This window comes from Arthrobacter rhombi (assembly GCF_039526245.1).
Taxonomy (GTDB): domain Bacteria; phylum Actinomycetota; class Actinomycetes; order Actinomycetales; family Micrococcaceae; genus Arthrobacter_H; species Arthrobacter_H rhombi.
Genome location: NZ_BAAAIV010000005.1, coordinates 197,873 through 209,652, shown reverse-complemented (window position 1 = coordinate 209,652; position 11,780 = coordinate 197,873). Strand labels below are relative to the sequence as shown.

Annotated in this window: 6 protein-coding genes; 4 read left to right on the top strand and 2 right to left on the bottom strand. The window is 63.3% G+C overall.

Annotated elements, in window-relative coordinates; genetic code table 11:
* The coding region (locus ABD088_RS05455; protein WP_343900621.1) for an MFS transporter at nucleotides 1-771 on the top strand (771 nt) is incomplete at its 5' end.
* Between the two features lie 242 nt (nucleotides 772-1,013).
* On the opposite strand, the gene ABD088_RS05450 is transcribed toward ABD088_RS05455, so the two are convergent.
* Both ABD088_RS05450 and smc read right to left on the bottom strand, forming a co-directional pair.
* On the bottom strand, nucleotides 1,014-3,023 hold the full coding sequence (locus tag ABD088_RS05450) for an acyltransferase family protein (RefSeq protein ID WP_343900753.1): 2,010 nt from the start codon (nucleotides 3,021-3,023) through the stop codon (nucleotides 1,014-1,016).
* Nucleotides 3,024-3,232: 209 nt separating this feature from the next.
* Entirely contained in the window at nucleotides 3,233-6,844 is a 3,612-nt protein-coding gene (gene smc, locus ABD088_RS05445; RefSeq protein ID WP_343900620.1) for a chromosome segregation protein SMC, read from the bottom strand.
* Nucleotides 6,845-7,074: 230 nt separating this feature from the next.
* Between smc and ABD088_RS05440 the strand changes: the two genes are divergently transcribed.
* The 3 genes from ABD088_RS05440 to ABD088_RS05430 are packed head-to-tail and all read left to right on the top strand — an operon-like array spanning nucleotide 7,075 to nucleotide 11,770.
* Nucleotides 7,075-8,100 carry a 3-oxoacyl-ACP synthase III gene (locus tag ABD088_RS05440; protein WP_343900619.1) on the top strand — a complete coding sequence of 342 codons (1,026 nt, stop codon included), beginning with the start codon at nucleotides 7,075-7,077 and terminating at the stop codon, nucleotides 8,098-8,100.
* Nucleotides 8,094-10,727 (top strand): alpha/beta fold hydrolase, encoded by a 2,634-nt coding sequence (locus tag ABD088_RS05435; RefSeq protein ID WP_343900617.1) that lies wholly within the window; start codon nucleotides 8,094-8,096, stop codon nucleotides 10,725-10,727. The genes ABD088_RS05440 and ABD088_RS05435 overlap by 7 nt, the downstream gene beginning before the upstream one ends.
* Entirely contained in the window at nucleotides 10,724-11,770 is a 1,047-nt protein-coding gene (locus tag ABD088_RS05430; RefSeq protein ID WP_343900616.1) for an NAD-dependent epimerase/dehydratase family protein, read from the top strand. The genes ABD088_RS05435 and ABD088_RS05430 overlap by 4 nt, the downstream gene beginning before the upstream one ends.
* The last annotated feature ends 10 nt before the right edge of the window (nucleotides 11,771-11,780 follow it).

Here is an 11,780-nt window from a genome sequence, read left to right as displayed (position 1 = left end):
GGTTCCTTCCTCATCGGCAACATCGTAGGACCCGTGGTGGGTGGCTTCCTGGCCGTCTTCGGCTACCGGCTTCCCTTCTTCATCTATGGTGGAGCACTCGTCGTCGCCGCCGCCATCGTCTACCTCTCGCTGCTGGGGGTCCGGTCCTCCGCCAAACGCGGCCCCCGGGATACCCGTCCGGCCATGGGCTTCGCCGCAGCCTTCGAGAATCCCGTCTATCGGGCGGCCCTCGTCTCCGGCTTCGCCAACGGCTGGTCGAACTTCGGAGTCCGCGTCGCCCTCGTCCCGCTCTTCGCCGCCCAGGCATTCACGAACGGGGCCGCCGTGGCTGGCCTGTCGCTGGGGTTGTTCGCCATCGGCAACGCAGTATCGCTCACAGTGGCCGGGAGGGTCACGGACCGGCATGGCCGCCGCATGCCCGTTTTGGTGGGCCTCTCCATCGGGTCGGTGGCCATGGCCGGTATTGGGCTCACGGACCACGAGGTCCTCTTCATCGTCTTGTCGATCATTGCCGGTGCCGGCATCGGTTTCATGAATCCCGCACAACAGGCGGCCGTCGCCGACGTCATTGGACGCGAGCACAACGGCGGCAAGGTCATGGCCGGATTCCAGATGGCCACCGACGCCGGGGCGATCCTCGGTCCGGTGGTGGCCGGACTCATCGCCGACCGTTGGGGATTCGGGTGGGCCTTCGCCATCACCGGTCTGATCGGGCTGGCCGGGGCAGGTGCGTGGCTACGGCTGAAGGAAACCCCCGAGCTACAGGCGTGAATAGACACCCACCCAAGACCAGAGGCCACGGGACCATGCGACTCGGATGAAAACCTCGACTAACCCGGCGGCCCGCCTAACGGGTTCCGCTGCCAACTGGCCATCGGCCCACAGATACCGACGGCGGTTGGACTCGCCCGCGGGGACCGGTCCTGCGGGCACCCGAGTGGAACGGCATCTCCACATCGGAAAGTGGCGAATACACTGCGCACCCGGGCGGTCTTCCGGCCAGGGGGTGGCCCCTATTTCTTCAGGGCCGCCACGACTTCCGGTTCGAGATAGGAGGACAACGTCGCCGCGTACGTTGCCGACAGGTGAGACCCGTCAAAGTAGGTCACGATCCCACCGTTGGCTCCGTAGCAACGTTCCGGTCGGCAGATATGCTTATTGAGATCCGCAGTCTGGATACCGGAACCAAGTTTTTTGGCCGCATCGTATAGCGGGTCTTCGGGAATCCAATCACCGGGTGCGCCCGAACAGTCCTGTATGTCCTTGTGCGTATCCGCAAGGCAGTCGGGGATCGAGTTGACTGTTGTTTGGGGGAAAGGCGTGTCGTGGAGCACCAGTAGGTTGGTGCCCCTACTGTCCCACTGCTTGAGAAGACCTTCATAGCCACTCTGTAGAGCCGGGATAAAGTCCGCTTTCGAGGACCCTGCGACTCCATAGACGTTCCGTGTCGAGACAATAACTAGATCGAATTTGTCGCCGGTTGTGGCCTCTACAGCGCGTTGTGCCCAATCACGGCACCCTTTTTGCTTGCTGGCACTCAATGCAAGGTCTGCATCTATCGGGGCACAGGCCGAAGCCAGATAGGTGGTGATCGTCAAGTCTTCTTCATCGGCAATCTTTTGCAGCGCGGGGAGCCATTGCCCGGCATGCGAGTTTCCAACCAGAGCCACGTCCTTGGATCCGTTGCCATATACGCACTTGCGCAAGCCTGGGTAGGGCGAATGTTCCCAGCAGTCATCGGGGTAGGCATCGGACTTGTCGTCCGCGGCGACAGCCGGATTCGGAACGAGGCTGTCCCGGTCCACCTGCGGGCAGGCATCAATCGGCTGGTCCAGCGCCCGGGCGCCGAGGCAGGGATCCGTTGATGTGCGGGCGGCAGCGACTTGGTTCTGGGAGCTCTTTTCCTGCATCCCGACATGGACGAGCGGTACGACAGCCATAATGGCCACGACTGCCATGGAGCAAGCCCCCATGGCGAAGCTCCGGGACGGAGCCGCCAGGAACTTCGCTTGGCGAAAGCGGTCTTCAATAAAGGTCTTCGTCAAGGCGGACAGAGCAAGCGCGCCGACGATGATTACGACGGAATCGATCCAGCCCAGACGCCCGTTTCCCACTAGGGGAACCAAGGCGATCAGTGGCCAGTGCCACAGGTATATCGAGTAGGAGGCATCGCCGACCCACTGCACCGGTCGTAGCCCCAGCACCCCAGTCGGAGACGACTTGGAGCTACTGCCGGCCCAGATTAGCGCGGCCGCGCCCAACGTCGGGGCCAAGGCCGCCGCACCGGGAAAAGGCGTGGCTGCCGTGAAGGTTGTCGCCGCCCCCACGATCAAGGCCAGACCTGCCCAGGCGGATACAATGCCCAGAACCCGGCCGGGACGCCACAGCTGGTGCACACACGCGAGCAACGCACCAACACCGAGCTCCCAGATCCGTGTTGTGCTTACAAAATAGGCAGCAGCAGGCTCGGCCTCCGTCAAGAAAATGCCATAGGCAAAGGACGCCGCCGTTACGCACGCCAAAGTTCCGGTAACGGCCGGCAGCGCGCGCCAGCCAAAACGCTTTGCAACCGCGAACACCAACAAGATGAGCACCGGCCAAAAAATGTAGAACTGCTCTTCAACGGAGAGTGACCAGTAGTGCTGGAGCGGCGATGGGGCTTCCTCCGCGGCCAAGTAGTCAGTGGAGCTCGCGGCCAGTCGCCAGTTCTGGAAGTAGAAGGCGGAAGCAATCCCGTCCCAGGACACGCTGCGCCATCGGCTCTCCGGAGCCACGAGCCAGGTCATGCAGAGGGTAGCCGCAATGACAGTGAACGCCGCGGGCAGTAGCCGGCGGACCCGACGTGCCCAGAACTGGCCCAACAGACGCGGACTCGTAGGCGGCTTGGCCATCAAATGACTCGTGATGAGGAAACCGGAAATTACAAAGAAAACATCGACGCCAATATAGCCGCCCGTGAACGTACCGGGGAGCAGATGATAGGCCACCACCAAAGTCACGGCTATGGCACGTAGACCCTGAATGTCGGCACGAAATCCGCGATTAGAATCCGGTTTTGTCGGCGTCGAGTGAATGATCTTGAACTCCCTAATCCCCCCGGATTAACTCCCTCTGAACATCTTGCAACGCTAAAGTCTAAGGCCGACGGCGGTCCAGCGTGAGCGCAACGCGGTCTCCTCGTGGGCACTCTCGGCGAATTCTCAGGACTGCCTGTGCGTGCGTATGGCACGGATCAGAGGCGCTGGCTGATGACCTTGGTAACGCCGTCTCCGCGCATGGACACGCCATAAAGGGCATCAGCGATCTCCATCGTCCGTTTCTGGTGGGTAATGATGATCAGCTGGCTCGCTTCCTGCAATTCCCGGAAAATCGTCAGCAATCGTCCCAGGTTGGTGTCGTCCAAAGCTGCTTCGACCTCATCCATGACATAGAACGGCGAAGGGCGGGCCTTGAAGATCGCGACCAAAAGGGCCACCGCAGTCAGTGACCGCTCACCTCCAGAGAGCAAGGAGAGCCGTTTGATCTTCTTTCCCGCGGGTCTCGCCTGCACCTCGATGCCGGTATTGAGCATGTCCTCCGGATCTGTCAGGACCAGCTGTCCTTCGCCTCCGGGGAACAACGTCGCGAAGACCCGCTCAAATTGTTCCGCAGTGTCGTGGAAGGCCTCAGTGAAGACTCGCTCGACCCGTTCATCGACGTCGCGGATGATATCCAGCAGATCCTTGCGGCTGGCTTTGAGGTCCTCTAGCTGTTCGGCCAGGAACCGGTGCCTTTCCTCCAAAGCGGCAAATTCTTCCAAGGCCAACGGGTTCACTTTCCCGAGCGAGGCGAGGTCCTTTTCCGCCTTGCGCAAGCGCTTCTGTTGTTCCACACGGTCAAAGGCTTTACCCTCCGGGACGGCATTGCCCTCTTCGTCGACGTCCTGCCGAAGCGCCGCCCATTTATCCACTTCGCCTGCTGGCTGCGGAACGGGTAGATGCGGCCCGTAGTTCTCCACGAGATATACCGGGGTCATTCCCAGTTCCTCCAAAGAGCGGGCTTCAAGAGCCTCAATACGCATCCGCTGTTCGGCCCGGGCCAATTCATCGCGGTGGACGGAGTCGGTGAGCCCCGCCAGCTCGGTGGCCAATGCCCCGGCTTGGGACCTGACAGCTGCCATCTGGGCATCCGTCTCGTCACGTTCCGTGGCCAAGCGGTCACGCTGTACGCCAGCTTGTGCAAGGGAGCCGGCCACGCGCTCGAGTGCAACGTCGATCCCCCGTCCCACGGCACCGGCTCGAGTTGCCTGGCGGCGTCGGGAGGCGGCTTGTAATTCTGCTGTCTCGCGGTGTCTGCGCTCCCGGGCCGCAGACTGGATGAGGGATTCGATGCGGCCGCCCAGGTTCTTAACCTGTTCCTCGCAGCCGCGCAATGCGAGTCGCGCTTCGAGTTCGTGTTCCCGCGCACTCGCGGCTTCCGCGTTGAGGCGCTCACCCGTGGTGCCGTCAGGTTCCTCGTCGGACGGTGCTTCCTGGGCCGCAGCTAAACGAGTTTGAAGTTCCTCCACAGCGATTTCCGCGGACTGCAAGGACTCAACGGTGCCTTGGATCTGTTGGTCGGCACGCTCGGTCTCGGCGTTCGATTGGCGAATCGTGGATCCCAGAGTCGCCAGCTGTTCGGCAACTCCGGTAATGCGAGCATCAGATTGATAGAGCCGTTCCAAGGCGGTATCAACGGCAATCGTGGCCTTCCCATGACGTTCCTCGACACCAGAGCGTTTGAATCGGAGTTGTTCGTAAGCCGACGTCGCATCGGAAAGTTCGGTTTCGGTGGAGTCGATAGCAGCCTGCAGCTCGAGCAGGGACGACCCTACGCCCGAGCCTCCCGCGACACTGTTGGAAGTATGCACGTCCCCCGCCAGGGTCACGATCGTCAGCCGCGGATCATCTGCCAGAAGTCGGGCGGCCTGGGCCCGGTCGGCAACAATGGCAATGCCTTCAAGCATCGAGTCGATAGCACGTTGGAGACCTTGGGGTGCTTCATCACGTACGCCGACGAATTCGGCGGCCCAGCGCACATCGGCGTGTTTGCCTGCAGTCGCGGTCGACCGCCCAGTCGCCCCAGCGGGATATGGCTCGCCTTCCAGCGGTGTCGGAGGAAACACCAGGTGGATACGGCCGGATTCTCCGTTGTGCACTGTTTCCAACGTCCGGAGGGCCTGCTCGCCGCTGAGGGCGCTCAAGGCCTCCGCATATGGACCAAGTGCTGCGGCGACTGCAGTTTCGTAACCCGGTACGACACGTAGGTCGGCACTGATCCGTCCGCGAATTCCGTCCGGGCCTGATTCCAGAACTTCCTCCGAGACGTCACGGCGACCCATCGCGGCCTGCAGGGCCTCAAGGCGTGCCTGCAAAGAGGTCCGTGCACGTTCGGCCGCTCGTTCATGCTCCGTCAACTCCGCGAGTTCCCGGCTGCACAACGCCAATTCCTCCTCGGCGCGTTCGTGCTCCGCGTCCAAGTTCTCTTCCGAGTCCTCGACACCACTCGCTTGTTGCTCCAGCTCGGTGTATTTCAGTTGGGCTTCCGCCCCGCGTACACGGGACTGCTCCGCGGATTGGCGTAGTCTTCCGATTTCCGCTTCCAGGGACTCGAACCTGCTGCGTGCCGATCCCACCTGACCTGCTAGCTTCGCGAGTCCTTCCCGGCGGTCTGCGGCAGCGCGCATGAGCTGGGTCAGTCTGTGGGATTCCTCTGCTGCAGCGGATTCGGCGGCGGATCGACGAGCGATCGATTCCTTCAGCTGGAGCGACAGCCCTTCCCGTTCACTCTCCAGGACGCCCAACTCCGTGCGAAGTCGTTCCGCGTGGGCTTCCGTTCGCTCCGGATCACGCGACGAGTCGTGGACGACCGTGCTTTGAGAGGTCAGGTTGCGTTGGCGTTCCGCTGCCAGTGCGCCGAGTGACCGGAACCGTTCCTTGGTCGTGTTTAGCGCATGCCAGGCTTCGCGTGCAGCGTTCAGTTCAGGCAAGGTCCTCTCCGCTACAGTCTCCAGTGCGGACTGACGCTCCTTCACGTCCCGTAGTTCCTTTTCAACGTCATCGCGACGTTCCCTGATGCGGCGCTCATCCTCTAGTTCACGCATTAACGCTTCACGCAACGTGACCAGCTCATCCGCGAGCAGACGTGCGCGGGCATCGCGGACCTCGAACTGGACGGACTGGGCGCGGCGGGCTACTTCCGCTTGCTTGCCCAATGGGGTCAGCTGCCGTCGGACCTCACCCGTCAGATCCTGCAGACGGGACAGGTTGGTGGCCATGGAGTCGAGTTTTCGGACCGTTTTCTCACGACGTCTGCGGTGCTTCAGCACACCGGCGGCTTCCTCGATGAAACCCCGTCTTTCATCTGCCGTTGCGTGCAGGATGCGGTCAAGCTGTCCCTGCCCGACGATGACGTGCATCTCCCGTCCCATGCCGGTGTCGGAGAGCAGTTCCTGGATGTCCAGTAGCCGGCACGAACGGCCGTTGATCTCATACTCGGATCCCCCGGCCCGGAACAGGGTCCGCGTGATCGTGACCTCGGAGTATTCGATGGGCAACACCCCATCGGCATTGTCGATGGTCAGGGACACCTGTGCGCGCCCCAGCGCGGCCCGCCCGGAGGTACCGGCAAAGATGACATCCTCCATCTTGCCGCCCCGCAGTGATTTCACCCCCTGCTCCCCCATGACCCAGGACAAGGCGTCCACGACGTTGGACTTGCCCGACCCGTTGGGCCCGACGACCGCGGTCACGCCGGGCTCGAATTCAAACGTCGTCGCCGAAGCAAACGACTTGAATCCACGGACGGTCAGGGTCTTCAGGTGCACTGGGTACTTTCAGCTGTCGGAACTGTCGATTCGATGTTCCTAATCTACTGCGTTCGTTCGGGCTGCCAACGATTGCCACACGGTGGGGGAAATGTCACAAGCATCGTTCATGCCGTCTGGTGAATGTGCGGGAACCATGGGGCAGCGTGCATAGTTAACGGTTGGAGAGTCTTCGCATCGGTCGGATGCGTGGGCGGCACGTGGATCCCCATTTGGACGAAGGCTGGATATTGAGCGGCAATGCAACGTTTCGACACACCAACTCGGCAATTCTTGCCGTCACCAGTGTGGAGGCACCAGTCGTCGTTACGTCCAGTGAATTCGACAAGCGCCTCGAACCCAGCCTGAAGCGACTCCGGCTGTCGAAGAGGCTCCTCGAGCGCGTTGCCGGCGTGAGCGAACGCCGGTGGTGGCCCGAAGGGACCGGATTCGACGACGCTGCCGTGGAAGCCGGCTCCAAGGCCCTGGCGGAGTCCGGAGTCGAGCCCCATGAGATCGGCTTGCTCATCAACACGTCGGTCACCCGCAAGAACCTGGAGCCCTCCGTGGCCGTCAAGGTCCACAACGGCTTGGGTCTGCCGTCCTCTGCCATGAACTTCGATCTGGCCAACGCCTGCTTGGGATTCGTGAACGGGATGACCTTGGCAGCAAACATGATCGATTCCGGCCAGATCAAATACGCCCTCATTGTGGCCGGCGAAGATTCACAAATCGCCCAGGAGCCGACCTTTGATCGGCTGAACCGCGAGGATTCCACCCGCGAGGACTACCTGCGCGAATTCGCCACCTTGACGTTGGGCTCCGGCGCCGCAGCAGCCGTCATCGGACGCGCCGACGAACACCCCGGATCCCACCGCATCCTCGGCGGCGTCTCCCGTGCAGGAACCGAGCACCATGAGCTCTGCGTCGGCGGCCCCCAGGGCATGTACACGGACACCAAGGGCCTGCTGGACCACGGCCTGAAACTCGTGGTGGATGCCTGGGACGAAGCACACCAGGACGGCTGGAACTGGGGCTCGATGGACCGGTATGTCACGCACCAGGTCTCGAATTCCTACACCAACGCCATCATCAAGGCCGTGGACCTGGTCAAGGAACGTGTCCCGATCACGTTCCCCAAGTGGGGGAACGTCGGCCCCGCATCGTTGCCAATGACGCTGGCCCAGGAAGCCAACTCGTTGAATCCTGGCGACCGGGTGCTGTGCATGGGCGTCGGTTCCGGGCTCAACACAGCTATGTTGGAGCTGGCGTGGTAGGACGGAACTGGCCCGGGGTTCGCCCCGAATTCTCCCAATTCCTCACCGTCCGCTCCACGGCAGGCTGCGACCGTCCGGACACCACCCACCGGTGGCACATCCTGGACAACGGCTCAGTCCTGGAAGCCCAAGGACGACGCCCGGCCGGAACGATCTTGGCCGTCCACGGCAATCCGACCTGGTCCTACCTCTGGCGCAGCGTCGTCGAGGCAGCGACGGTAGCCGAAATTCCTTGGCGCGTCATCGCCGTCGACCAGCTCGACATGGGCTTCTCGGAGCGCACTGACACGTTTCGGCGCTTGGAAGACCGGGTCAGCGATTTGGGCGACCTGACCGATGCCCTGGAGCTAGCGGGACCGGTCATCACCTTGGGGCACGACTGGGGTGGACTCATCTCGCTCGGGTGGGCCACGCGGCATCGCGATTTGCTCGCCGGTGTGGTGCTGACCAACACCGCAGTGCACCCTGCCGGGTTCACGCTTCCGCCGGCGCTGTCCTTGGCGTTGAACCCCGCAGTCCACCGGTGGGGCACGCAGACCACCTCGGCGTTCCTGAAGGTCACCCACTCGCTGGCCCATCCCCAGCTGACGGCCGAGGTGAAGTCCGCCTTCATGGCGCCCTACCTCACAGCGTCCGATCGCGCCGGGGTCGCCAATTTTGTAGCCGACATTCCAGCCCAACAGGGACACCCCAGCTGGGACACTCTGGACGCCATCTCGGCGGAGATCTCTTCGCTGCGGGTCCCGGCGCTGATGATGTGGGGCCCGCGCGACCCCATCTTCTCCGACCGGTACCTGCGCGATCTGATGGATCGACTGCCGCACGCCGCTGTCCACCGCTTCGAGTTCGCCGGGCATCTACTGCCGGAGGACCGAGACATCGCCACGCCGCTCTTGGCGTGGCTGGCCACCTCCCTGCCGACGCCGGACGCCACTGCCCCAGTTCCCGTCGCGGCTGAAAACGTCGCGGAATTCCGGAGCATGCTGTCAGAACTTGATGCGCGCCGAGCCGACCAAACCGATGCTGTGGTCGACATGTTGCCGGCAACAGGTTCCCCCCGCCTCTCCCGATCGGTCTCTTGGGCCTCGCTTGCCCACCGAGTGGACGCCATCGCCCATGGCCTTGCGGATCTCGGCGTGCGTCGCGGTGACCGGGTCAACCTGCTGGTCCCTCCGAGTTCCGAACTCACCGCCCTCATCTATGCCTGCCTTCGCCTGGGCGCCGTCATCGTCGTCGCCGATGCTGGGCTGGGCACACGCGGCCTCGGCCGGGCCATTCGAGGTGCCGGCCCCGGCTACCTGATCGGCATCGAACGTGCGCTGGTTGGTGCCCGTGCTCTCAACTGGCCCGGTCAGCGGATCGCCGTGGGCGACGTCTCCCCTGCCAAACGCCGGCTGCTCGGCGTCACCGCTAGCGTCAGTGACCTCGAACGGGCAGGCACCCGTCTCATGGGCAAAGACAGCACTCCGTTTGTCGGAGCCCATCCGGATGCAGATGCCGCAGTGCTGTTCACCTCCGGGTCCACCGGACCGGCCAAGGGAGTCGTCTACACGCACCGCCAGCTTGCCGCGATGCGGGACACGCTGCAGGCTACGTACGGGCTGAAGCCGGGCGACGCACTAGTCGCCGGTTTTGCTCCGTTCGCCCTGCTCGGGCCGGCGTTGGGCGCCGTGTCGGTCACTCCAGACATGGATGTCACTTCGCCCCGCACGCTGACTGCCGCGGCTCTGGCCGATGCCGCGGCGGCTATCGGGGCAACGATTGTCTTCGCCTCTCCGGCGGCGCTGGTCAATGTGCTGGCCACCTCCGCTGAAATGGACACCGTGCAACGGGCTGCCTTAGAACAAGTGGACCTCCTCCTTTCGGCGGGCGCCCCCTTGGGGGCAAAACTGCTGCAGGAAGTCCAGCAACTCGCACCCCAGGCAAGAGTCCACACTCCGTATGGGATGACCGAGGCCCTGCCCGTGACGGATATCAGTCTCGAGGGCATCCTTGCGGCCGGAGAAGGAGATGGTGTGTGCGTCGGCGCCCCAGTGGCCGGAGCGCGTGTCAGAATCGCCCCGCTCGCCGCGGATGGATCCGTCACGGAAGAACTCAGCGAGGAGCCGTCTGTCCTCGGAGAAATCGTCGTCAGCGCTCCACATGTCAAGGACCGCTATGACCGCCTCTGGATCACCGAGCAGGCGAGTGCCATCCATCCGGGTTGGCACCACACCGGCGACGTTGGTGAGCTTGATGCGGACGGACGACTGTGGGTCCAGGGACGGCTGGGACACATCATCACCACACCCGATGGCGTCCGGACGCCGGTGGCAGCCGAGCTGGCCACCGAGTCTGTAGCCGGGATACGTCGCGCCGCCGTCGTGGGCGTGGGTCCCGTCGGCACGCAGGCAGTCGTCGTCATCGTCGAAACCGATCCGAAGTCCCGACGATCCGGACTTTTGGACCCCGCTCAGACCCAGAGAGTACGCAGTGTCGTGCTGGAGCGAACCGGTATCCCCGTTTCCGCCGTCCTCACCGTCCAGGACATGCCCACCGATATTCGGCACAACTCGAAGATCGACCGCAGCGCGCTCTCCGACTGGGCCGGGTCCATGCTCTCCGGCCAGAAGGGCGTCCGGTTGTGACCGGCGTACGGCACAGCCGATTCGTACTCGTCACCGGAGCCAGCGGAATGCTCGGACGGGCTGTCTGCGACGAATTGCTCTCCCGGGGATACCGGGTCCGGACCTTTCAGCGCGGGTCGTCGACTCTTGCGGGTACGGAATTGGTCCAAGGCTCCGTTGCCGACGCCAACGCTGTAGCCCGGGCGGTGGATGGTGTGGACGCCGTCCTGCACCTTGCTGCGAAAGTATCCTTCACTGGAGAGTGGGATGAGTTCGTTGCCACCAACATCGAAGGAACCCGCCTCCTCCTGAGCGCAGCCCGTGCCGTCGGCGTTCCTGACTTCGTTTTCGTCTCCTCACCGTCAGTCGCCCATCTAGGCACTTCCATCGTGGGTGAGGGTGCCGGCCCTGCGGATCCCGACGCCGCACGCGGGAACTATGCGCGGTCCAAGGCAGCCGCCGAGGTACTCGCCCTTGCCGCTGACGCGCCTGATTTCCGCGTCGCCGTTGTCCGGCCCCATGTCGTGTGGGGCCCGGGCGATACCCAGTTGGTGGAACGTGTCATCGATCGGGCCCGGTCAGGCCGGTTGCCCTTGCTCGACGGCGGCACCGCTCTGATAGATACCACCTACGTTGACAATGCCGCAGGGGCGATCGTCCAGTCATTGGAACGAATCGAATCGACCCACGGGCGATCTTTGGTAATCACCAACGGCGAGCCACGCCCGGTGGGCGAACTGATGGCTGGAATCTGCGCGGCCGGTGGTGTTCCCGCTCCACGCTTCAGTGTCCCGGGTTCGATCGCCCGCGTAGCTGGTTCAGTCATCGAGAAGGCCTGGGTGGTTGCGCTACGCAGAGGGTGGGTCAGTGACGAACCGCCCATGACGGAATTCCTCGCCGAACAGCTCTCCACAGCCCACTGGTTCGACCAGCGGAGCACCCGTGAGCTCCTGGATTGGACTCCTTCCGTAACCATTGATGATGGTCTGGCACGACTCGCGGCGCACTACGGTGGATCCGCTCCCGTTGGTCCTGCCGATGGTTCAGAAGAGCACACTGTCTAGAAGGGCAACC